This is a genomic window from Paenibacillus spongiae (assembly GCF_024734895.1).
Classification (GTDB): domain Bacteria; phylum Bacillota; class Bacilli; order Paenibacillales; family Paenibacillaceae; genus Paenibacillus_Z; species Paenibacillus_Z spongiae.
Genome location: NZ_CP091430.1, coordinates 1,464,452 through 1,489,556 on the forward strand (window position 1 = coordinate 1,464,452; position 25,105 = coordinate 1,489,556).

At 52.0% G+C, this 25,105-nt stretch carries 17 protein-coding genes; all 17 read left to right on the forward strand.

Annotated elements, in window-relative coordinates; all coding sequences use genetic code 11:
- Positions 1-137: 137 nt before the first annotated feature.
- The 17 genes from L1F29_RS06650 (at position 138) to L1F29_RS06730 (ending at position 25,105) form a co-directional block, all read left to right on the forward strand.
- Positions 138-1,817 carry a DUF2339 domain-containing protein gene (locus L1F29_RS06650; protein ID WP_258387551.1) on the forward strand — a complete coding sequence of 560 codons (1,680 nt, stop codon included), beginning with the start codon at positions 138-140 and terminating at the stop codon, positions 1,815-1,817.
- Between the two features lie 163 nt (positions 1,818-1,980).
- Positions 1,981-3,060: a 3-isopropylmalate dehydrogenase gene (gene leuB / locus L1F29_RS06655; RefSeq protein ID WP_258387552.1), complete on the forward strand. Its 1,080-nt coding sequence runs from the start codon at positions 1,981-1,983 to the stop codon at positions 3,058-3,060.
- A gap of 139 nt (positions 3,061-3,199) precedes the next feature.
- A complete protein-coding gene (locus L1F29_RS06660) occupies positions 3,200-3,748 on the forward strand; it encodes a peroxiredoxin (RefSeq protein WP_258387553.1) in 549 nt (182 codons plus the stop codon).
- Positions 3,749-4,040: 292 nt separating this feature from the next.
- Positions 4,041-4,466: a hypothetical protein gene (locus L1F29_RS06665; protein ID WP_258387554.1), complete on the forward strand. Its 426-nt coding sequence runs from the start codon at positions 4,041-4,043 to the stop codon at positions 4,464-4,466.
- Between the two features lie 104 nt (positions 4,467-4,570).
- Positions 4,571-5,380 (forward strand): RNA polymerase sigma factor SigI, encoded by an 810-nt coding sequence (sigI, locus tag L1F29_RS06670; protein WP_258387555.1) that lies wholly within the window; start codon positions 4,571-4,573, stop codon positions 5,378-5,380.
- Positions 5,377-6,957: an anti-sigma factor domain-containing protein gene (locus L1F29_RS06675; RefSeq protein ID WP_258387556.1), complete on the forward strand. Its 1,581-nt coding sequence runs from the start codon at positions 5,377-5,379 to the stop codon at positions 6,955-6,957. The genes sigI and L1F29_RS06675 overlap by 4 nt, the downstream gene beginning before the upstream one ends.
- Positions 6,958-7,274: 317 nt before the next feature.
- On the forward strand, positions 7,275-8,648 hold the full coding sequence (locus L1F29_RS06680) for an ATP-binding protein (RefSeq protein ID WP_258387557.1): 1,374 nt from the start codon (positions 7,275-7,277) through the stop codon (positions 8,646-8,648).
- A gap of 193 nt (positions 8,649-8,841) precedes the next feature.
- Positions 8,842-10,368 carry a leucyl aminopeptidase gene (locus L1F29_RS06685; protein ID WP_258387558.1) on the forward strand — a complete coding sequence of 509 codons (1,527 nt, stop codon included), beginning with the start codon at positions 8,842-8,844 and terminating at the stop codon, positions 10,366-10,368.
- A gap of 85 nt (positions 10,369-10,453) precedes the next feature.
- Entirely contained in the window at positions 10,454-11,740 is a 1,287-nt protein-coding gene (locus L1F29_RS06690) for an MFS transporter (protein ID WP_258387559.1), read from the forward strand.
- Positions 11,741-12,287: 547 nt separating this feature from the next.
- Positions 12,288-13,712 (forward strand): ABC transporter substrate-binding protein, encoded by a 1,425-nt coding sequence (locus L1F29_RS06695; RefSeq protein WP_258387560.1) that lies wholly within the window; start codon positions 12,288-12,290, stop codon positions 13,710-13,712.
- Positions 13,713-13,805: 93 nt separating this feature from the next.
- Positions 13,806-16,697, forward strand: coding sequence for an extracellular solute-binding protein (locus tag L1F29_RS06700; protein ID WP_258387561.1), 2,892 nt, complete (start codon positions 13,806-13,808; stop codon positions 16,695-16,697).
- A 95-nt stretch (positions 16,698-16,792) separates the two neighbouring features.
- Positions 16,793-17,665 (forward strand): carbohydrate ABC transporter permease, encoded by an 873-nt coding sequence (locus tag L1F29_RS06705; protein WP_258389629.1) that lies wholly within the window; start codon positions 16,793-16,795, stop codon positions 17,663-17,665.
- Positions 17,662-18,540, forward strand: coding sequence for a carbohydrate ABC transporter permease (locus L1F29_RS06710; protein ID WP_258387562.1), 879 nt, complete (start codon positions 17,662-17,664; stop codon positions 18,538-18,540). Before L1F29_RS06705 ends, L1F29_RS06710 begins: the two co-directional genes overlap by 4 nt.
- A 19-nt stretch (positions 18,541-18,559) precedes the next feature.
- Complete coding sequence (locus L1F29_RS06715; RefSeq protein WP_258387563.1) at positions 18,560-20,626, forward strand: YIP1 family protein; 2,067 nt, start codon at positions 18,560-18,562, stop codon at positions 20,624-20,626.
- Between the two features lie 4 nt (positions 20,627-20,630).
- Positions 20,631-23,192, forward strand: coding sequence for a DUF5696 domain-containing protein (locus L1F29_RS06720; RefSeq protein WP_258387564.1), 2,562 nt, complete (start codon positions 20,631-20,633; stop codon positions 23,190-23,192).
- A gap of 2 nt (positions 23,193-23,194) precedes the next feature.
- Positions 23,195-24,097, forward strand: a complete 903-nt coding sequence (locus L1F29_RS06725; protein ID WP_258387565.1) for a carbohydrate ABC transporter permease — start codon at positions 23,195-23,197, stop codon at positions 24,095-24,097.
- A 12-nt stretch (positions 24,098-24,109) separates the two neighbouring features.
- A complete protein-coding gene (locus tag L1F29_RS06730) occupies positions 24,110-25,105 on the forward strand; it encodes a carbohydrate ABC transporter permease (protein WP_258387566.1) in 996 nt (331 codons plus the stop codon).

Consider the following 25,105-nt stretch of genomic DNA (forward strand, 5'->3'; position numbering starts at 1 on the left):
TTGCAGCATGCATTCGGGTTGGGAACGCGGGTTCGCGGTACCAGGGAAAGTTGGTACTATTGAGCAGCCGCTGGCTGAGTAAAATAAGGATTAAGGATCAGATCCTAATACTTGTTCTCAAGCGGGAGGCCCAAAGCATGCTGAATGTATGGAAGAAGCATTGGACGACATTCGTCGGATCGCTGTTTATGCTCGCTTCGTTATTAACGTTGTTTAAGTACACCTCGGACCAGGGATTATTAACCGATCCGATCAAAATCGGCATCGGCCTTCTGGCAGGCGCGGCTTTCGCTGCCGTTGGCCTTACCTTATACGGCTTCGGCCGCGGCGGAAATTCCGCAGGAAGCAAACGAATGGCCGGAGAGATCGGTACCGGCCTCGGCGCCGCCGTCTGGTATTCCACCTGTTCCTACGCGGGCGTGTATACCGCCTTGTGGGATTCGCTCATCGTGATGCTGGTTATGTGCGCCATAACGGCGGGCATCTCCTATATCGCCTACTCTTACAACTCGCGGATGCTGATGGCGGTTGGCCTTGGCGGCGCTATGCTCGCGCCGCTCGTTATGCGGCCGGATACGGATCAGATCTTTACCTTGTTTCTCTATTTGCTTGTCGTCAATGCGGCATTCTTCTCGATTAGCTTGATGAAGTCTTGGGTGGAGCTGCGGACGGCCGCCTTTATCCTGACCTGGATCTTGTACGGGGTATATTTTCTCCAGATGGATCCGGAGCTTGGCGGCTGGTGGAGCATGCCGGTGCGCTATGCGGTGGCGGCGTTCTTGTTCTATACGATAGCGTTCTATGCGGCTGCATGGAAGGAAAAGTGCAGCTTTGCCGGGTTGAATATCTATTTCAGTTTCGCTAATACGGTACTGTTCGGCATATGGGCATCCTTTCTGCTGGATGGCCGTAACCAGGTGACGATCGTCCTTACCGTGATCGGGCTGCTCTATCTGTCCCTTGCCGGTTTCGTTTACCGCCGTGAAGGAGATAAGAGTCTGTCGTTTACCGTTCATGCGGGTTTTGGAGGATTGGCGCTGCTGCTCGGCTTGTCCGGTCTCGGCAGCGGCTCGGAAATGCGTCCGATGATCGGCGTATACGTATGGGCGGTTATAGCGTGGAGCCTGGTGGCTATCGGCAGCAAGCTGCGCTCCGATATAATTAAAGGGGCTGCGACGCTGATCTGGCTGTGCACCGGCATGTATTGGTTCGTCGAGTCATGGGATGTGCCGAGGCTGAATTGGTTTGGCACGTTCGTACCGTTCTTGAACGGCGGTGCCGTGGCCTGGATCGCGATCGCTGCATTCGGTTTCTACTGTGCACGTTCCGTCCAGTATCGCATAGCGGATAAACAGACGAACGCAGTCTTTGCCAATGTGTACGCGCTCTTTGCCCATTGGGTGGTCGGCGGACTGCTGACGCTTCAAATTACAAGTTTGTATGAAGAGCATGACATTGCAGGCAGCTTGAATCTTACGCTGTCTGTCGTGTGGGGGCTGTATGCGCTGCTTCTCTTCGTGTGGGGAGCTTACAGCAGGCAGCGGATGTTCCGCTGGTTTGGTTCGACCTTGCTTGTAATCGTGTCGCTTAAAGCCGTGTTTCTCGATATGGCGAACAGCGATACCTTTTACAAAATGATTATATTCGTCGTGCTGGGCGCCATATCGTTCCTTATTACATGGGTCAACAGCCGCTGGCAGGGCAAGGAAGCGGAGGAGCGGCTTCAAGCCGAACCGGAAGGGCTGCTGTCAGAGGAAGCGATCGACAGGATCAGGTCGGCAGTGAAGGCGGCAGCCAAAGACAAACCCCACTTATAAATCTAACCTATAAAAATCATAGCTTTCATATCTTTGTCTTACGGACGTAAATGTGGTACAACTTATGATAGAATGAGAATAATAATCAAAGGCCTGGCAGACGGATACGAACGTCCACATCCCGATGCGGGCCTTGAACGAAAAGAAGGAGTGTCAAATCATAATGGCAGACGTAAAAAAAATCGCAGTCATCGCGGGCGACGGAATCGGCCCGGAAGTAGTAGGCGAAGCGCTTAAAGTCATGAAGAAAACGGAGGAGCTGTTCGGGTACCAGTTCGAAATCGAGCACGGCTTGTTCGGCGGGATCGCCATCGACGAGAAAGGCACGCCGCTTCCGCAGGAAACGCTCGACATCTGTAAGAAAGCCGACGCCGTCCTGCTTGGAGCCGTAGGCGGTCCGAAGTGGGACAACAATTCGAAGGAGCTGCGTCCGGAGACGGGGCTGCTCGGGATCCGCAAGGCGCTCGGACTATTCTCCAACATCCGTCCTGCGAACGTATTCGATTGCTTGAAGGAAGCTTCCACTCTGAAGCCTGAAGTACTGGAAGGAACGGATCTGATCGTCGTGCGCGAGCTGACGGGCGGCATCTACTTCGGCGAGAAATTCCGCCGCGAGGGAGCAAACGGTCAAGAAGCGGTCGATACCTGCGTATACAATGTAACGGAAGTGGAGCGCATTGTGCGTCAAGCGTTCGAAATCGCCCAAACCCGCCGCAAGAAGCTGGCTTCGGTCGATAAAGCGAATGTCCTCGAGACGTCCCGTCTGTGGCGCGAAGTGGTTAACCGGATCGCTCCGGAATATCCGGATGTCGAGCTCGAGCATGTGCTTGTCGACAACTGCGCGATGCAGCTGCTTCGCCGTCCTTCCAGCTTCGATGTCATCGTAACGGAAAATATGTTCGGCGACATTCTGAGCGACGAAGCCGCAATGCTGACAGGCTCGATCGGCATGCTCTCCTCGGCTTCCCTCGGAGAAGGAAGCTTCGGCCTGTACGAGCCGGTTCACGGCTCGGCGCCTGACATTGCCGGACAAGGCATCTCCAATCCGATCGCTACGATTCTTTCCGTTGCGCTTATGTTCCGCCTGACGTTCGGCTACCATGAAGCGGCGCAGTTGATTGAAGATGCGGTGAAGAATGTTCTGGATGCCGGACACCGCACAACCGATATCGCGGTTGACAAGAGCAAGGCAATCGGCACCGAGGCAATGGGCGATTTGATCATTGCAGCGATGAACAAATAATAATTTATAGTAATTATTATAAAATAATAATTTCAATATTGACTAAGCTACAATGTAATGTTACGATTTCTAATGAAGTCACTTAGTGACACTGACCTATCTAAATATGAACGCGAAAGCGTCAAGGAGGTATTCTCGAATGGCAGAACGTTTGGTAGGCCGTCCGGCTCCAGATTTCAACATGGAAACGGCAACGGGCAATGGACAAGATTTCGGCACGGCTTCTCTTTCGGATTACAAAGGCAAATGGCTCGTACTTTTCTTCTATCCACTTGACTTTACTTTCGTATGCCCAACTGAAATTACGGCGCTTAGCGAAGCAGCCGGCGAATTCAGCAAGCTGGGTACTGAAATTCTTGGTGTCAGCGTTGACAGCAAGCACAGCCACCGCGCTTGGATCAATACACCAGTAAATGATAATGGCCTTGGCCAATTGAACTTCCCGCTTGCCGCTGACATCACGAAGAGCGTCGCTCGTGATTACGGCGTCCTGATCGAAGAAGAAGGTATCGCACTGCGCGGCCTGTTCATTATCGATCCGGAAGGCGAAGTGAAATACCAAGTCGTCAACCACAACAATGTTGGCCGCAGCGTAGAAGAAACGCTTCGCGTCCTGCAAGCCCTGCAATCCGGCGGTCTGTGCCCAATCAACTGGAAACCAGGCGACAAGCATCTGACAGCGAAATAATAACGAAGCGCGATTCATTAACGAATCGTACGATAACCCGGCACCGGTTCACGGTGCCGGGTTTTATTTTTTTTGAAAGATAAGAAAATATTAATGATCGCGATACAATGCTTATATTTCGGAGGGATGAAGCTCATTTCCGCAGCGTTGGCGTCCCTTTCGGGCTAGTGTCGAAACTTGGAAAGCAGGAATTTCATTCCCCCGTCGCGAATAGGTTGAGTAGAAGAATGTCGCATCGGTCTTCTACGGTTTTTATATCGCGAATGAGACAGTGGTAAGGAGGGAGACGAACATGAGTTTTTGTTGCGGCGCCAGTATGATCGGCACGAACGGAACGCTGAAGCATTTTCGGACGCATATTCATAATGTCCCGATATTGTTTTGTCCGGTGTGCCACCGGGTTGCAATCCACCACGGCATCGAGAACGAGTACGAAATACTAGCTGAATATGCCCATGGGGATGGGGCTTCTGAAGTTGATTTTCTTGAATATGTCGATCAGGACGGCAGTGAACTGTTCGAGAACTGCGTCAATAATGAGAATGAAGACCCGATGGATGTCGTCTCCAACCAAATCGATATGGCGCTTGACCTGTTAAGCTTTGCGAAGCAGATCGGCGACGAGGCTTGGGAGGCTGAATTGAAGCATCGATTGGGCGTGCTCGTCAAGCGTCGCGCCAAGCTGCGTCAGCGGCGAACCTCGGAAGGATATTGTTAACCACTTTGCCTCCTGTAGAAGGAGGCTTTTTATTTGTTATTTAATATGGAGACCCCCACAAGAGCAAAGAACAACACGAAATCTATACATGTGAGGTGGAGCGGTTGCTACTCGTACTGTTTAAGCGGTTTTTCGGTAAGCAGAGATCGGCCGGTGAGAGTGAAGAATCGCCGGAAGACACGGTTGCGCGAATACGCGAAGGACTTGCGTCACGCGATGAATTTATCGCCGCCTATCAGCCGTATATCGTCAAGGTGACCAGCCGGTTTTGCAAAAGATATATCGATCCTACACGCGATGACGAATTCAGCATTGCGCTGAGCGCGTTCAATGAAGCCATCGAGCAATACGCAAGCCATGCAGGAAAATCGTTTCTCGGCTTTGCCGAAACGGTCATCCGGCGGAGGCTTATTGACTATGTCCGAAAAGAGCAGCGTCATTCCAATACGATTTCATACAGCTCCTTCGAAACCGTCGATGAAGAAGATCAGACGGTAAATCCGATCGAAACGCAGGAGGCGATGCAGCGTTACAGCTTGCAGCAGGATGCCGAGGCGAGACAAATGGAAATCGCCGAGTATAACGGCTGTCTTCAGCACTACGGCATCACGTTTGCTGAGCTGCCCGACCTGTCTCCCAAGCATGCGGATTCCAGATTGCTGCTGGCATCCATCAGCTTATCGCTGGCTGCAACGCCGGCCTTATTTCAATCGTTCGAAGCGACGCAGAAGCTTCCCATTAAAGAGCTGTGCGTGCTGGCCGGCGTGTCGAGAAAAACGATCGAGCGCAATCGCAAATACATTATTGCGCTAGCTTTATTACATAAAGGGGATTATCCCTATTTGCAGGCTTATCTGCAGCCCTTGCAGCAAGTAAACGATAACGAGAACGATGCGAAAGGAGTGAGAGCATGAACCGCGGGATCGTTATGGAAATCGAAAATCGCCATAGTATTGTCTTGACGCCGGATGGACAATTCCGGCGCGTTCCGTCCGCAGCCGGCGTATCGGTTGGAGACGAAATCCGGTTGGATGCCCTCCCCCGCATCCGTAAGCCGAAAGCTCTGTACAGCTTGGGGATCGGTGCGGCGGCGATTGTGCTGCTTCTGATCATTCCGCTTCTTATGAGCCTGGGGAATTCGCAGACCGGCGTTGTCGCTTATTTGACGATGGATATCAATCCAAGCATCGAGATTGGAGTCGACGACGAAGAGAAGGTAGTCGAGCTGCGCGCGATGAATCGGTCGGCCAAGAAGCTGACCAAGGGAATGGAATACGAGGGTTTACAGGTGGAACAGGTCGCAGAGACGATTATGGACCGTGTGGATGCCGCCCATTATTTTGACAGCGGGGAAGGCGATGTTCTCATCGCGAGCGTGCTTGTCAAGGAAACGGGCAAGGCTGACTTCGAATCCCGGCTAACCGCCCATGTGGATGCGGCCGTGAAGAAGTCGCTCGCCAAGAACGATGCGGATAGCAAGCGTACCGTACGAGTAAACACCGTGTCCGCGCCGAAGGAAATTCGGGATGCAGCGAACGAAGCCGGACTCTCCTCAGGGAAAATGGCATTCTATCTCGTAGCCAAGAGCCAGGGCCATGATGTCGATATTAAGAAGCTGAAGCATACATCCATACACAAAACGGCGAAGCAATGGGGCGGCGTCGGCGCCGTTCTGGACGATGATAAGAAGCAGGCGGCAGAAAAGAAAGCGGCGGAGCAGAGACAGAAGGAGCAGAAAAAGAAGCTTGAGGAGCTGTTGAAGAAAGAAAAGGAACAGCATAAGAAGGCTAATAATTTGCCGAATAAAGAGGCTCTTAACCCGAAGCAGAATGACAAGGCGGATGCGCAGACTGCAAACGGCAAAGCTGCCGTTGTCAATCAGCCAGGCCAGGCAAAGAACAAGACCGAGGATCAGCAGGAAAACGGGAAATATAAGAATAAGGACAAAGAAAGAGAGCGGGGGACAAACCAGGGCAAAAACAACAAGGAGGAGCGGAATCGGGATAAAGAGAAAGACGATGATGACCGCAAAGAGTCAGGCTCGAATCGAAAATGGAAGCAAGGCAGCGACGATAACGATGACGATGATGATCATAACGGCGACCGTAACCGGTCATCATCGGTCCAACCGAATAAATCCCAATCGGTAAAAAACAACCCAGAAAAGAATAAAGACACGAAACACGATTCCAAGGACTCGGATCGTTCAGGCGGGCAGCAGAGTGGCGAACAAGCCAATGGTGGCCGCCAAACTGCCGTTTATCCGCCTTCGGCAGCAAACGGGTCGAAGAAGGATAAAGAGGACGACGATGGGCGCAAGCGTGAGCAGGAGAAGAAGAAAGAAAAGGAAGTAAAGCAGGAGCGTAAGGAGAAGGAAAAGGAAAAAGATAGAGTTAGCGATAAAGATAAAGATAAAGATAAAGATAAAGATAAAGATAAAGAAAACGAGAAGTCTCATAAAGCCGGGAAAGAGCGGGAGCGCGGGGATTGACACCTTAGAAGCATACTGCTGGGCAGCAATGAATAAACCGCGTGAACACAGGATAATGAATCTGCGTTCATGCGGTTTATTGCTAAGTATCGGTTCTTATCCATACCCCGCCGGAGGACCGCGTAGCCCTTTCATCCTACCCGGAAAGCAGGCGATATTCGACAGGATCTCCTGTTGACAATTATTAGAAGCTGTTACTATTATTACTTTAAGCGTTATGAATAGAGCGATATTTGTCGCGAATCGGTGCGTTATTAACACAGGTGAACCCGCTATGGCCTCGCTTCCCCTATGGGGCCGCAAGAGAGGAGCAGAACATGCAAGCGATTCGAAAGCGATATTTTCCGGCGCTTGCCGAATACATACGAAGCGGCAGTGAAGCTTCTCTCTATGAAGCAACGGAAATCGGCAAATTGCTTCACGGCATTCATCCGGAAGATATTATAGCCATCCATGAAGAGTCCATGCAGACACTCGTGGCGAATGTGGAGTCGGAAGAGGCGTTAAAGCTGTACCACCGATCGTTCATCTTCCTGATCGAGCTGATGGTAGCCTTTCGCTTCCGGGTGCAGCCGGAGCAAACGCAGGAGCAGCGATTCAGTGAAATGCGCGACATGCTGCTCAATTCACACCGTTCGTTCCGCATGGTTAAAAACAAATACGAGAATGTGCTCCAGCATATGGATAGCGGAATCGCGATATTCGACAGCGACGGCATGCTGTCCTTCATTAATCTGCAGATGGCCAAGATGCTCGATATTCCGAGAAAGACGCTGATCGGATGCAGCTTGCGCGAATTATTGACCCATCCGCAGCTGCGAACGGGTACGAAGCGCATTCTGCTGCGTCTGTATAAGGAAATGTTTCTGAGCCGCAGCCGCTATCTGGAATTTCAGGACTCGAACGGCAAGCACCTGCTGGTGACCGTGACTTATGGGGACCAGCTGGACGGCGATTACTTATTCAGCGTTAAGGATGTTTCGGAATACAAGCAGATCGAGCAAACCGCTTACCAGAACGATAAGCTGGCCATGCTCGGCAAGATCGCGGCAGCCATTGCGCATGAAATCCGCAATCCGTTAACCTCCATCCGCGGTTTCATTCAGCTTCTCAAGCCGCACCTGCTGCAGCTCGGCAAAGAGGAGTACGCCCGCATCATATTGGCCGAGATCGACCGGGCAAACGATATTATTTACGAATTTCTCAACTCCTCGAAGCCTTCCGCCCCGATGAAGCAGAAGGTTTACATCACCTCCCTGCTCAAGGAAGTCGTTCTGCTGTGCGAAAGCGAAGCGCTCATGAAAGGCTGTCAGATTCAGATGGAATTCTATGATGAGCAGCTAGCCGTCTCCATCGATGTGAAGCAGATTAAGCAGGTCATTCTGAATATCATGCGCAACGCGATGGATGCCATTGAGGAGCTTGGAGACGAGCGCAGCGGATGCATTGTCATTCTTGCAAGGCGTGAGGGCGCTTATATTGAAATTGCGATACGGGATAACGGTAAAGGGATGGATCATACGACGAAGATTCGGCTGTTCGATCCGTTCTATACGACGAAGGCCGAGGGCACCGGTCTCGGTTTATCCGTCAGTTATCGTATCATTCGCAATCACGGCGGCACGATCCGAGTGACGAGCGATACGGAAGAAGGAACGGAATTCAAGATCTATTTGCCATTAGTAGAGTAAAGGATTAGAATCGGGTTATAACCGATACCATCGTGACTTTGGACCTCAGCTAGACGGATGATAAGGACTGGAGAAGCCTGGAAGCCGTGCGCTTCCAGGCAGCGTCTATCATCACTTGAGGGCCAGCTTGACGAGGGCGGGGATAGCCTGATTTTTTGGTATCCGGGATATGAGAGAGGAGATGGATGATAGGATGAGCGAGGTTCAGTTTACATATGGGATGAATGACGGGGAGACGGCGGACTATGACGTCATCGTCAAGTTTGTAAGCCGCGAGGACGTACAGGAGGAGAGCGCCCTGTGGGTGCATCCGCAGCTGGACGCGGCGCTTCGCGTACATGTAGAGAAGGGGCTGTTTAAAGCGGAAGCGAAGGAAGTGCTTGCGCTGCCGACGCTCGGTCTTCTTCCTGCCAGCCATGTGATCTACGTAGGCGTGGCTCCTTCGGATCTGACAACCGACAGCTTGCGGGATGCGGCAACAGCTGCTGCCAAGGCGGCAGGGCGTCTGAAAGCGAATGCCGTTCAACAATTGCTCCCGGAGGCGGTGCGCCTCGGTTCTTCGGCTTGTACGCCGGCACAGGCGGCGCAGTCGATGACGGAAGGCTACGCGCTCGGCGTATTCAAGCGCAAGACGGTAAAGACGGACGATAGCCCGCGTCAATCGACCGTTCGCTCGGTCACTTTCACGCCTGCGGACGCAGCAGGCCATTCACCGGAAGCGGAGGAGCAGTGGAAGGCGGGCATTCAACGCGGAACGGTATTTGCGGCTGGGGTTGTCTATGCGCGTGATCTGACCAATCTTCCGGGCAACCATCTGACGCCGGAGCTTCTGGCTTCAGAGGCGGAAGTGCTGGCTGGGCAATATGGCATGGAGATTGAAGTGCTGGATGAATGGACGGCGGCTGAACAAGGAATGGGCGGCCTGCTCGGCGTCGGTCAGGGCAGCGCCAACCCGCCGCGGATGATCGTCATTCATTATGAAGGCGCCGCTGACGATAAAGAGGTATGGGGCTTGATCGGCAAAGGCATTACGTTCGATACGGGCGGCATTTCATTGAAGAACGCGGAAGGCATGCAGACCATGATCTGCGATATGGCCGGGGCCGCCTCCGTTCTGGGCGTCATGCGCATTATCGGGGAGCTGAAGCCGAAGGTGAACATCCTTGCGGTCATTCCATCCGCGGAGAATATGCCTTCAGACCGGTCTTATAAGCCGGGCGACGTCTTGAAGATGATGAACGGCACGACGGTTGAAGTCGTGAACACGGATGCCGAAGGGCGCCTCGTCCTGGCCGACGGTCTTACGACCGCGATCAAGCGCGGCGCGACGAAGCTGATCGATCTTGCGACGCTCACCGGAGCTGTCGGCGTTGCCTTGGGGAATGTCGTCACGGGCGCGGTAACGAATAATGATGAGCTGCTGCAGCAGGTGATGCAGGCTTCCAAGCAGTCGGGAGAACGGATCTGGCAGCTCCCGTCCTTCCCCGAATACCGCAAGCAGCTGGACAGCGATGCCGCCGATATGAAGAACAGCGGAGGCCGGATGGGAGGCACGATTACAGGCGGCCTATTCATCGGCGCGTTCGCTGAAGATCGGCCGTGGGTGCATTTGGACATCGCGGCAACCGCGTGGCTCGACAGCGAACGCTCCTGGGAGCCGAAGGGCGGCACCGGCGTCATGGTTCGGACGCTTGGCGAGCTCTTGACGCAAGAGCAATAAAGAGAATTTAAGCGAAAGGCAAGACCAGAACAAGGCAAGACAAGACAAGGCATTGGAATAGACACCATGAAGGAGCAAGCCCGCCATGTCATTCTTCAGACATGTAGTATCAGTCTTTTATCGCAAACATTTATCCGACCAACGACGCGGCCTATATACCTCGATCATGGAAGGGATACCGGCAGTCATCCTGGCCAATTTTCTGGGGAGTGCCCCGATCCTGACCGCGTATATCGTGTATCTGGGAGGAGGTTCTGCGGAGGTTGGCCTGGCGCTTGCTATTCCGGCGCTCGCTAACGTCGTGCAGTTGATTGCCGCCTATTACATTCAGCGATTTAACAATCGCCGTCTGCTGCTTACGATATTCGGCGTTATGCACCGGATCGTATGGGTGGCAACGGGGCTCATCCCCTTCCTGGTACCGGAAGGATCGCGCGTTGCGGTATTTATCGGCATGTTTCTCTTCTCCTTCATCATGGGTGCGACCAGCAGCATTTTCTTTGCCTCCTTGGTGGCGGATATGGTGCCGGCTCAGGTGCGCGGCCGCTATTTCGGCATCCGCAATACGATTCATTGGGCTGTCGCCAGCTTCTCGCTTCTGGTCGGCGGTCAGATCCTGCAGCAGTTCGATCAGCAGACCGCCTTTATTATTCTATACGCCGTCAGTGTCTTGTGCGTAGTATGGAACGGAATCGAGCTGAGCCGGTATCCGAACCCTCCCTTCGAGCGTTCGGCGGCATCCAGCTCGGCGGGCTTGTTCCTGAAGCCGCTAAAAGATTTATCCTATATGAAAGCGACTCTGTTCATCGCGTTGTTTATTTTGGTGCAAAATATAGCCGTCCCGTTATTTTCCTATGTGATGCTGGAAATACTCCAAGTCAGCATTTGGTGGGTGACGTTCATAACAACGGTGCAAATGGTCGTCATGATGTTCAGCTACTATTATTGGGGCATTATGAATGCTAGATTCGCGACGCGCACGCTGCTGCTCTGGACGCTGCCGATCATTGGCGCTTCCTGCGTGCTGTGGGTCGGAATCGAGATCCTGCCGGCCATCCTCGTTCTCCTAATTATTCATGCTGCATTGGGATTCGGGCTGGGCGGCTATAATTTGCTCGTATTTAATTTTATGATCGGCGATACGCCCAAGGCCGACCGTCCCATGTACGTGGCGGTATTCTCGGCGCTGACAGGGGTGACGGGCTTTATCGGGCCGCTGCTTGGCGGACGAATATATAAGCAGATCGAGAACAGCCCATTCTGGCTGCAGAGCTACGGGATTTCTTTTCTGACGGGTATCGTGCTGCTCGTGCTTGCGTTAACGATCGGTCCGGTCGTCATGCGCGAGGGGAGCCATAGACGCCGGAGTTAATTAGGACGCGGGAATATAGACCTCAAGTTCCACTTGTATAAGTGGCGCTTGAGGTTTTTTTTACGGAAGAAACTAACTTCGCCCCCAGGATGACGCAATCCCGTTCTTCTTGTGACTGGAGAAAGGTATTTTATTTTAATTTTATATAAAATAGTGGAAGGTTTTTTCACAATGTGCTAGGATCATATTGTGAGATCGGTGTGGAACAAGTTGGAATTGGAGTCAATGCTGATCTGGATAATGAAAATATGGAGAGATGACGGGGGTTCGAGGGGAGCGGCCTGTTCGATTGCGCGGGGCGGTCCAACTTTAAAAAAAGAATTATTTTTTATTATAATAATTAATATTGAATGATTCCTCCGGCGGTGATATATTGAATTTATGGAATAATGAGAGAATCGCCATACTTAAGGATACTTCCGGAAGATCCGATTTATGCTTCGGGGAAACTATGGTTAGGAGGGATGACGACTAGAACGCCTGTCATTGTTTAATAAGGGGAAAGAAAGATGAGCTTGCACATCATTTAATGGGGAGGGTTCACGGTATGTCGAGAGTGAAAGTAGTCATCACCATTTTGTTTGCGTTTACACTCATTTTTGTAGCTGCATGCGGCAACTCTAATTCAGGCAGTACGGGAAACAATGGCGCGAAGGAATCTGAAGGAAACGGGACAGTAAACAAGCAGGAGAATGAGCCCGTCAAGGAAGAAGAGCCGCCGGTAAAAGAAGAACGGCAGATCGACATGAACGGTGAAACGCTCAAAATTATCAACTGGGTGGACGGTCCATCCGAAGAAACGCCTGAGGGCGCTCTGGAGCTTGAGAGATGGAAAGAGGCGGAGAAGAAATTCAACGTTAAGATCGTATATGAGAAGGTGCCATGGGGCGAAAGCATCAAGATGGTCACCAACGCAGCGCTGACCGGCGAATCCGTAGCGGACATCGTACCGCTGGACCTGTACTTCGCTATCCCGGCTATCAATCAAGGTCTGTTCATGCCAGTTGACGGTTTCTTCGACTTCGAAGATCCGAAGTGGCCTGCAGGCATGAAGAAGCATGGCATGGTCAACGGCAAGATGTACGGCTTCACGACGAGCATCAGCAATGCATCGGGTATTTATTATAATAAGACGCTGTTCGAGCGTGAAGGCTTGCCGGATCCGCATGATCTAGTGGCGCAAGACAAATGGAATTGGGAAACCTTCCTCGATATCGCGAAGAAGGCGACGAAGGATACGGACGGCGACGGCGTAATCGATCAATGGGGTGTAACCAACACGGCACCGACATTGGAGCGGATTCTCATTCACTCGAATGATGCCGCTTTCATTGAGCAAAAGGACGGCAAGCATGTGTTTGCATTCGACAATCCGAACCTTCTGGAAGCGCTTCACTTCTACAGCGACCTGTACAATGTCCATAAGGTCGTAAAGCCGAGCAAGAATGAGAACTTCGACGATTACAATGATTCCCAAACCGTGTTCGCTGCCGGTAAAGCGGCTATGGTAACCGGCGAGGTATGGGAAGGCGCGACACGCACGACGATGACGGATGAGCAAGGCTTCGTCTTCTTCCCTAAAGGCCCTAAAGCAACCGTATGGCAGGGAAGCATCGAGAACTACGTACAGAACTATATCCCGGCTAACGTAAAGAGAGCGGAAGAGAAAGCTTATATTTGGGATTACATCCAGACATGGGACCGCGTGCAGCCGAAGCTGCGCGAAGAGGCGGAGAAGCAGCTGCTCGCGGATGAGAAGGACATTGAAGCTATGCTGGAAATCGTGAAATATTCCCAGCCAATCTTCCTTCCTCTAGATGGTGCGCTCGGTGATTCGGCTTATTCCATTGGTAATCGTGGAGAGTCGCCGGAAACGGTTATGGAACGGAACAAGCTGAAGGCCCAGGCTGCAATCGATGCGCAGCTGAATACGATTAAAGAAGCCGCTGCGGAAGCGCCAGCAGCGAAGTAACGCAGCACACATAACAGGTTGAAAATGGGAATCCCAGTCGGGATTCCCGTCCTTTTATATGGATTACCATTTGAAGAGGAATGAGGGTTTCGCATGCGGAAGGTAACGAGGAAAACAAAGGCGATTGCTGCTGCCCTGCTGGCCCTGGTCGTAGTCATCATCATCGTCTCCGTTGTTCCTGTGAAACAATCGTCAGGCAGTGTTCTGGAACCCGTCAAGGGAGGGCTGGAGCTTACGGCAGACCCTGCGGCAATTCAAACCTCGGCTGGCAATCGGTACGAATCGTACATCGCACAATACGCGGATCAAGCACGTCCCTCCGTTACGCAAGTGATCGAAGCGGAATCATTCGCAGCTGCCGACGGAATGAATGCGACAATAATAGACTCCTATGAAGGTTCATCGACTCCTGTGGTCAGCACGGAAGATACCGGCGCTATTCACTGGGATGTTCAGGTGCCTGAGGATGGCTTATATCATATGGGTTTACGTTACTATCCCGTGGATGGCAACAGCTCGTCGATCGAGCGGGAGCTGCTCATTGATGGAAGCGCTCCATTCGATGAGGCGACCAGACTCTTATTCTCGCGGGTATGGCGCAATGAGCTTCCCAAGGTGGAAATGGATTCGAACGGGAATGAGCTGAGACCCAGACAGGTCGAGAACCCGGAATGGCAGGAAACGATATTTCATGATGCGGAAGGCTACTATAAGGAGCCGTTCTCGTTCTTTTTAACGAAAGGGCAGCATCGCATTACACTGAACTCGCTCAGAGAGCCTATGATTATCGACTCGTTGAAGCTGTACCAGGAAGAGACGATTCCTGATTACAAGACCGTGGTTAAGTCCTATGAGGACAAGGGCTACGATGTCACCAAGGGACAATTTATTAAGTTTCAAGGCGAAAGCGCGTCATTGAAATCGAATCCCTCGCTGTATCCCCTTAACGACCGGTCAAGCCCGGGTACGGAGCCCTATCATGTGTCGAAAATTCGGATGAATACGATCGGCGGGGTCAATTGGAAAATTCCCGGCCAATGGATCGCTTGGGACATTGAAGTGCCCGAGGACGGTCTCTATGAATTCGGACTGCGTTACAAGCAGAATACGGTTCGGGGCGTCAATGTCGTAAGGAAACTCACGATCGACGGCATCGTTCCATTCAAAGAGGCAGAAACGATTCCGTTCCGGTACGACGGGGCGTGGCAGATCGGAACCCCAGGGGAAGACGGAAAGCCGTATTTATTCTATCTGACCAAAGGCAAGCACCAAATCAAGCTCGAGCTGAACATGGGAGAGCTGACCGAGGTTATTCGCACGGTCCGCTCCAGCATTCAGCAGCTGAATGCCCTGTATCTCAAAATCGTCATGATTACGTCAACCGTTCCGGATCCACTCCGCGACTATGAATTGGAGAAGAAAATTCCGGAGCTCCAATCGGTCTTCCAAAAGCAGAGCGAGATACTGGAGAAAGCGGCGAAACGGATGGACGAAATGATTCGCGGAGCAAGCGACAGCACAACGATATTGCGAACGACTGCTTATCAGCTTGACGATTTGGGCAGCAGGCCCGAGACTCTGGCGACCAGGCTGAAGCGCTTCAAAGACAATGTAACAGCGCTGGGAACTTGGCTTCTTACCGTGAATCAGCAGCCGCTGGAAATCGATTATTTGTATTTCAAATCCCCGGATGCTGCGACACCGCCTGTCAGTACCGGAATTGTCCGCAAAACCGTACATGAGGTGATGTCCTTCGCGAAATCCTTCACGGAGAACTACAATACGGTAAGCAGCAGCGGGCAAGACAGCAAGAAACAAGTAACGGTGTGGATTGCCGCAGGAAGGGACCAAGCTCAGCTGCTTCGGTCGATGATCGACAATTCCTTCACGCCGCAGACGGGTATTTCCGTCAATCTGCAGCTTGTTAATGCGGCTGTCGTCCTGCCTGCCACCTTGGCGGGGAAGGGGCCCGATATCGCGTTGTCCCAAGGGGACGTGATCAACTTCGCCATGCGCAACGCGCTCCAGGATTTATCGAAATTCCCGGAATTCGATTCGATCAAAGCCCGGTTCAAGGACAGCGCGTTTACAAGCTTCAACTATAAAGACGGCGTATTCGCCATTCCCGAAACGCAAACCTTCCCGATGCTGTTCTACCGGAAGGATATTTTGGACGAATTGAATCTGGAGGTCCCGCAAACCTGGGAGGATATGTATAAGGTCATTCCGGAGCTTCAGAAGCATAACATGGAACTTGCACTGCCGACCAACATCGTCTTCGAGACGATGCTCTACCAGAACAAAGGCCAATTCTATAAGGAAGACGGCATTGCCACCGACCTGGATTCGGACGTCGGAATCACGTCCTTCCAGAAATGGACGGAGCTGTACACCAACTATAAGCTGCCGATCACATTCGATTTCATCAACCGCTTCCGCACGGGCGAGATGCCGCTGGGTATTGCGGATTATACCACCTATAACTTCTTGACCGTCTTCGCTCCCGAGATCAGAGGCCAATGGAATTTCGCGGCGCTTCCGGGAATGCGCGACGCGGACGGATCGGTTCATCATGAAACGCTCAGCACCGCTACCGGCACGGTCATGTTCAAAGATGCGAAGAATAAAGAAGCCGGCTGGGAATTTATCAAGTGGTGGACCGATACGGAGGCTCAGGTGACGTTCGGACGCGAGATGGAAGCCATTCTCGGGGAGTCGGCGCGTTATGCCGCGGCAAACCTGGAAGCGCTTGAACAGCTGCCTTGGTCCGCAAGAGAGCTGAAGCAGTTGACCGAGGAATTGAATTGGGTCGTCGGCCGACCGGCCGTCCCAGGCGGATATTCGTTAGACCGCCATCTGAACAACGCATTCTACGAGGTTTACACCGACGGCACAGAGCCGCGCGAAACCTTGGAGAATTACGTCCGGACCATTAATCAAGAGATTACGATCAAACGGCAGGAATTCGGTTTGCCAACGAAGTAGAGGGGAGGATCCGCATGGTACAGCTAGTCAGAAAAACACGAACAGCGCTTGGGAGCGGTAAGCCGAAGCTTCGATTGAACGCTACGCTGAAGGAAATGAAGCGGAAAAAAGTCATCTATGCGATGATCGCGCCGTACTTCCTCATATTCTTCACGTTTACCGTTCTTCCCGTCTGTTTATCGCTTCTTGTCAGCTTCACGAACTTTAATATGCTGGAATTTCCGAAATGGGTCGGATGGCGGAATTATGCGCAATTGTTCGTACGCGATGACGTATTTCTCATCGCCCTTAAGAACACGCTCATATTCGCAGCCATCACAGGTCCCGTCAGTTATATCGCATGCTTCGTGCTGGCGTGGATCATCAATGAATTCCCGCCCAAAATAAGAGCGATTGCTACATTAGTCTTCTATGCGCCGGCTTTATCCGGCAGTGCGTACATCGTCTGGACGCTCTTGTTCAGCAGCGATTCCTACGGTTACATTAACGCCTTCCTGATCAAGTGGCATCTGAATTCGGAGCCCATTCTGTGGCTCCAGACACCGAAGTATATTATGCCGATCATTATCATCGTTCAGCTGTGGCTTAGCCTAGGAACCAGCTTCCTCGCCTTCATCGCGGGGCTGCAGAGCATGGATAAAACGCTGCTTGAGGCCGGGGCCATCGATGGCATCCGCAACCGCTGGCAGGAGCTCTGGTTCATTACGCTGCCTTCGATGAGGCCGATGCTGATGTTCGGGGCGGTCATACAGATCACGGCTTCCTTCGCCGTTGCGGAAGTGGCTACGGCCTTGGCCGGTTTTCCGAGCGTTAAATATGCGGGACATACGATCGTCACGCACTTGATGGATTACGGCTCCATCCGCTTCGAGATGGGGTATGCGTCGGCCATCGCGACCGTATTGTTCGCCATGATGCTGGGATCCAATCTTATCGTCCGAAAACTGCTTGCGAAGGTCGGTGAATGACCGTGATTCAAATCAGGCTGCCAAAAAAGAGAATAAGCCGCTCCTGGAAGGGCGATGTCATGCTGTTCGCGCTGCTCGCCCTGGTTGGATACTTCATGGCGCTGCCGCTGGTCTTCGTCATCAGCAACGCGTTCAAGCCGATCAATGAAATATTGAAATTTCCGCCGGATTTCCTGGTCCGGAATCCGACCATGACCAATTTCTCCGACTTGTACCATCTGCTGGCGGGCTCCTGGGTTCCGGTGACGCGATATTTGTACAACACCTTCTTTATCGCGATCGTCGGCACGGCCGGCCATGTCATCATTGCATCGATGGCGGCGTACCCGCTTGCCAAGCGCCATTTTCCGGGGAAAGCCACCCTGTTTACGATCGTCGTATTGTCGCTCATGTTCTCCGCGACGGTAACGCAGATTACGAACTATATGACGATGTCCTGGCTCGGTTTTCTTGATACGCATTGGGCGGTCATCATACCGGCGATCGGTTCCTCGCTTGGCATCTATTTAATGAAGCAATATATGGAGCAAATACCGGACGCCTTGCTGGAGGCCGCCGAAATCGACGGATGCGGCGAGTTCCGCATTTTCTGGACGATTGTCATGCCGGTGGTAAAACCAGCATGGCTGACGCTCATTATCTTCTCGTTCCAGGGGTTATGGGGTGCTGGAGGCGCAGCCGGCGCTATGTACATTTATAGCGAGCAGATGAAGACGATCGACTATGCGCTCGGTCAAATATTGCAGGGCGGCATTATACGGACCGGACCTTCGATGGCGGCAACGCTGCTGATGCTGACGGTGCCGATTTTCATCTTTATTCTGTCGCAGAGCAGCATCATCCAAACCATGTCAACCTCCGGCATGAAAGATTGAGGGGAAAGGGGAAGCCACGGTGAATCGATTACGAAGAGTTCTGCTGCTTTTCCCACTTTTGTTGGTCATGGTTGGCATCGCAGTTCCGGCGTCCGCCGCCCCATACGATGGATACAACTATTCATGGTGGGGAGAGCCCGATCCGGCGCCCGTTCCGTATTTGCCTGTTAAGCAGGTGGTAGGCGACCAGCTGTCGTCCGGTGCGTTCAATTCGCCGGAGGATATCTTCATTACATCGGACAAGGAAATATACGTTGTCGATACGGGTAACAGCCGGATCGTCCGTCTGGACGAGAATGCCAATGTAACGCAGATCATCAGCACCTTTACAAACAGTGGCAAAGAAGATAAGTTTGCGGCTCCGCAAGGGATTTACGTTCATACGAACGGTCATCTGTTCGTTGCGGACACGGGCAATAAGCGTGTGGTCGAGCTGACCAAAGAAGGAGATTTAGTACGCGTTATCGGAGCCCCGGAGAGCGATGTGCTGGGCAGCGGCTTCGTGTATGAGCCCATCAAGCTCGTCGGGGATTCCGCCGGCCGGCTGTATGTGGTCGGCAAAGGGGTCTTCAACGGAATCATGCAGTTCGATTCCGGTGGCAAATTTACAGGATTCATGGGCGTCAATAAGGTGCGATACAACGCGGTAGAAGTGTTCTGGAAGAAATTCAGCACGGATGAACAGCGGTCAAAGATGATGTTGTTCATTCCGGTCGAATTCAACAACGTCGATATCGACAGCGAAGGGTTCATCTACGCAACGACCAGAGAAGCGTTCAGCGATGCGCCGGTCAAGCGTCTGAACCCGTCGGGAGACGATGTTCTCAAGCGGACGGGTTACCATCCTCCCAAAGGTGATGTAAGGTTTAGGATAGGCGGGCTAAGACCGGGTACATCCGCCATCGCGAGCGTAGCGATTGACCGGAACGGGATTTACAGCATTCTGGATACGACGCGCGGCCGCATATTCACCTATGACCGGGAAGGCAAGCTGATGTATATTTACGGACTGCTCGGCGAACAGGTCGGGACGTTCAAGACGCCGAACGATATCGATATGCTTGGCGACAAGATGGTCGTTCTGGACAAGGGGCTAAATCAGCTTGTTTTCTTCGAGCCGACCCGGTACGGAAGCGCGGTCCGGGATGCCGTTATTCTGAACGATACCGGCCAGGAAGAGAAGTCGGTCGAGAAGTGGCATGAAGCGCTGAGCTTGAACAACAACCTGGAGCTTGCTTACCTGGGGATCGGGAAGGCCGAGCTCAGACAGGGGAACAATTACGAGGCCATGCAGAACTTCGAGCTTGGCATGCATCGCGAGTATTATTCCCGGGCATTCGAGCGCTACCGGAAGGAATTCATGTGGGAGCACTTCGGCAAAATCATGGTAGGCGTTATTGCAGTCGCGGCGATGCTTTTCCTGGCGAGGGTCTTTATTAAGCGGAAAGAAACCGAGCCCGGGGTAGTCGGCATAGCATGGTACACCATCTTCCACCCGTTCAACGGATTCTGGGAGCTGAAATTTGAGAAGAAGGGCCGGGTATGGTTCGCGCTTCTGCTTCTGCTCGTGTTATCGCTGCTGTACCTATTAAAGCGGCAATATACGGGATTCATATTCAACCCTGCCATTAACGATCCGGACAGCGTGAATATGATCGACGAAATCAAGTTTATCGTACTGCCATTCTTCATGTATTGCATTGCCAACTGGTCGCTCACCACTTTGATGGATGGCGAAGGCAAATTCAAGGAAATTGTCATTGCGACGGCCTATGCGCTCATACCGCTCATTCTGATGCAAATTCCGTTAATTCTGCTGTCGAACATCATTACAATCCAGGAAGGCTCCTTCTACCAATTATTGGAGTCCATTGGATTCCTATGGTTCTTCGGATTGCTGCTGGTCGGTATGCTTACCGTTCATCAATACAGTGTCTCCAAAACGATCGTGACCATGATATTAACCATAATTGTAATCGGAATTATGATCTTCCTTGGCCTGCTGTTCTTCAGCCTCGTTCAACAGATGCTCTCGTTCGGAACAACGGTGTACAAAGAAGCTATATTCAGAATTGGGGAGGGATAATGTCGTGAAAAATCGAGGCTTCAGGTATTTGGCGGTATTATCCCTGATGATTATTATGCTGGCTGTATCGGCTTGCTCGTCGGGAAATGAGGGGGCAGACCAACCCGCATCGGCACTGCCTTCGGGCAAGGCGGATAACGAGAAGCCGGATCCAAGCTTGAAGGCGCTGGATCCCTCCGCGCAGGTGGAGCCGCGTATTGACGGACTGGATCCGGTATTGGAGAACGATTCGCTCCGTCTATACATCAGCAAGGCGACGACGGAGATTGCCGTCTTGGATAAACAAAGCGGGCAAATTTGGCGTTCGAATCCGGACAGCTCCGAGGATAAGCTGGCTACGCCTTATTTGAAAGGGAAGCTGTCTTCCCAAATCTCGTTCATCTACTTAACGAAGAACGGGCAGAACAAGGACTATGACAGCTACAACAACAGCATCAAGTATAATCAGTTCGATATTAAGCCCACGGACAAGGATGTAACCGTCACGTACCGGTTCGGCAACCCGGAGAAGGGCATTGAATCGATCCCGAAGGTTGTCAGCAAGGAAAGGTTCGAGGAGCGATTGCTGAAGCGCCTGGAGGATCCGGCCGATCAGGAACAGCTGAAGGTGCGGTATAAGTTCATTGAAGAGCAGAACGTCTATGAACGTCGGGAAATTCCGAAGGCCGTATTGAAAAAGCTGCTGGCTCTATTCGAGAAAGTCGAATATACCGAAGAGGATTTGTCGATTGATAACGGCGAAGGCGGCGGCGAGGCATCGGAAGAGGATGCCGCGAATCCCAAATTTTCGGCTTCTATCCGGTATACGCTAAGCGGAGCGGATCTAGTGGTCTCCGTCGATACGAGCTCGATTACGGAAGATACGCCTCCCTATCGGATCCATACCCTGAACGTGCTGGAGAACTTCGGGGCTGCCGGCAAACAGGATGAAGGCTATATCTTCTTGCCGGACGGCTCGGGAACGCTGATTTCATTGAATAACGGCAAGAAGCTGTCTCAGCCGATTATGATGCCGGTATACGGGGAAGACAAGGCGAAATACGTCATCGAAAAGTACAATACGCTGGAATCCAATCGTCTGCCTGTATTCGGCATGAAGAAGAATGAAGCAGCGTTCCTTGCGATTATTGAAGAAGGGGACGGACTGGCTTGGCTGTCCGCGGATATTGCGGGAAGACAGCATGAGTTCAATACCGTCTTCAGCCAATTCATTATATTGCCTAAAGACGAAGTCCGTCTTAGCAATAACGAGATTATGTATAAAACGCCAAAGAACACGTACCGCGGCAAGCTTCAGATCCGATATGCCTTCATGAACGGCGAGCAGGCCAATTATTCCGGCATGGCGGAAGCTTACCGTTCTTACTTGGAGAATACCAAAGGCATGGTCAAGATGAAGGAAGGCGGAGATACGCCATTCTATCTTGAGCTTGCCGGTTCCATTCCGAAGAAGAAGAATCTGCTCGGCTTCCCGTATGAATCCCTCGTTCCGCTAACGAGCCTTCAGCAGGCAACCGACCTTGTCGATCAGCTGAATGCCAAACAAATTGCGAACATTCGCCTGAATTACATGGGGTGGTTTAACAACGGGCTCCGCCATGAATTCCCTTCCGATATCGATATGGAAGGCGTCATCGGAACGAAGAAGGAATGGAAGCAGCTGGGGGATAAGCTCAGCCAAAGCGGCGGCGGCTTCTATCCGGATGCGGCGTTCCTTCAGGTCTATCAGAATTCCAGCGGCTTCAGTCCTAACAAAGACGCTGCGCAGTATATTTCACGCCGGTATGCCAAAATTTACGAGTTTGACCGCGCGGCGTACTTCAGAAGCGACAAGCTGATGTATTATCTGCTGTCTCCGAACAAGCTGAAGGCGGAGATCGACGGATTTATGTCCGATTACAAGAAGCTGAATCCGGGCTCGATCTCTTTACGCGATATGGGCTCCGAACTCTATTCCGATTTCCGCCGCAAGGTGGAAGTAACCCGGGAAGGAGCGAAGCAGATCGTAACGGAGCAGGTGGAGCGCATTCATGAAGAGGTGCCGGATATTATGGTGGCAGGCGGCAATGCCTATACGCTTCCTTATGCGTCTCATGTTATCCGCGTACCCGAGAAGAGCAATGAATATCAGCTCGCCGGCGAATCGGTTCCGTTCAACCAGATGGTGCTGCACGGCTTTGTGGATTATGCAGGGTCGCCTTACAATCTTACGGACGACCAGAACATTCGCGTAAACATGCTCCGCTCGCTTGAAACGGGCGCTAACGTCTACTTCAGCTGGATTTATGAAGATCCGGCGGTGCTTAAAGAGACCACGTACAACTATCTGTACTCGACTTACTATAAGAACTGGATGGATGATGCGGTTCAAGCTTACGAAGAAGTCAACGGCGTCCTGAAGAACGTCCGGAATCAAGCGATCGTTCAGCATGAGAAATTATCCGAACGGGTGTATCAAACGACCTATGAGAACGGTACGAAGATCTCGGTCAACTACGGTAACGAAGATGTATCTATTAACGGCGTCACGATTAAGGCACTTGATTATATCGTTGAGGGGGGATAAACATGGCTAAGAGACGAGCGATAAGTTTAGAGCGTAAAAAAGCGTTGTTTGGCGTGTTGTTCGTAACCCCCTGGCTGCTTGGCTTGATCTTACTGATGGCCGTTCCGTTTCTTCAATCGCTGCAATTCAGCTTCAGCAAGCTAACGCTTACGCCGGAAGGCTATTCCTTGAAATTTATCGGTCTGGATAACTTTCACCATATTTTCTTTGTAGATGCCTGGTATGTGCGCAATCTGACGAACGCCGTGACGACGATGGCGCTGAACGTGCCGCTCATTATTTTCTTCAGTCTATTCACGGCTACGCTGCTTTCTCAGAAATTCAGAGGGAGGATGCTGGCCCGCGCGATCATCTTCCTGCCGGTCGTGCTGGCATCCGGAGTTATAGCGAAGCTGGACAGCGGCAATTTCTTGGCCACCTTGATGGGCGCCGCGTCTACGGATGTGGAGAGCAACTATTCCGGCTTGCGGAGCATCGAGCTGGAGCCGCTTCTATTCGAAGCGGGGCTCAGCAGAGATATTGTCTTCTATTTAACTGGCGCGGTAGACCGCATCTATCAAATTATTAGTTCGTCGGGCGTGCAAATCCTCATCTTCCTGGCAGGCTTGCAGTCGATTTCGCCATCGCTGTATGAAGCGGCCAAGATTGAAGGAGCGACGGGATACGAAGCCTTCTGGAAAATCACGTTTCCGATGATTTCACCGCTCATCTTAACGAATGTGATCTATTCCATCATCGATTCGTTCTATAACAACAGCGTTACGCAGATGATTCAAGACACGGCCTTCGTCAACTTGAATTTCGGCGTCAGTGCGGCGATGTCCTGGGTTTACTTTTTAGTCATATCGATCATTCTGGTCATCTCCACGTATCTGATCTCGAAACGGGTGTTCTACTATGACTAAGGGGGAGAAGAAATGAAAGCATCTCTTAAGACAAACGGCCGCATTTCTGCTTCCGCTGCACTGCAAGCGGTCACGAGGTGGTATGAAAGCTATAATCCCGTCGATAAGGTGAAGCATTGGCTGTGGATTATTATCCGTGCCATTCTCTTGATCGGGATCTGCTTTATTATTCTGTACCCGATCATAACGAAGGTCTCCCTTGCGTTCCGGGATAAGCAAGATATGTTCGATTCGACGGTCGTGTGGCTGCCGCGGAATTTCACATTGGACAATATCAAGCTCATCTTCGGCTACCTGAATTACACCGAGGCGGTAACGAATACCTTCTTCTTAAGCTTGACGACCTCCGTCCTTCAATTGATCTCATGCGCGCTGGCCGGTTACGGCTTCGCCAGATTAAAATTCCGCGGCAGCGGCATTCTGTTCGGAGTCGTAATCTTCACGATCGTCGTTCCGCCGCAGACGATTATGGTGCCGACCTACCTGCATTACCGGTTCTTCGACGTGTTTGGCCTGTACGGGTTGTTTACAGGCGAGCCAGGGGTGAATTTGCTGGAAAGCTTCTGGCCGTTCTTCATTTCGTCCGCGCTGGCGATGGGGCTCAAGAACGGGCTCTACATCTTCATCTTCCGCCAGTTTTTCCGGTCGCTTCCGAAGGACTTGGAAGAGGCCGCCTATGTGGACGGTGCGGGCATTCTGAAGACGTTCTGGAGAGTCATGCTGCCCAATGCGGTTCCGGCCATCGCGACGGTCATGCTGTTCTCTTTCATCTGGCAGTGGAATGACAGTTATTTCGTCAATATTTTCGCGCCGAATACGACGCTGTTGTCCCGGATGCTCGATCTTCTGCCGGGCGCCATACGGCCGGAGTATGTCGGAGGCATCTCCCATACCTCGTTATATTTGAATACGGGAACACTGATGGGCATCTTACCGATCTTCATACTTTACTTATTCGCACAAAGGTATTTTGTCGAGAGTGTGGAGCGTACGGGGCTGGTGGGTTGA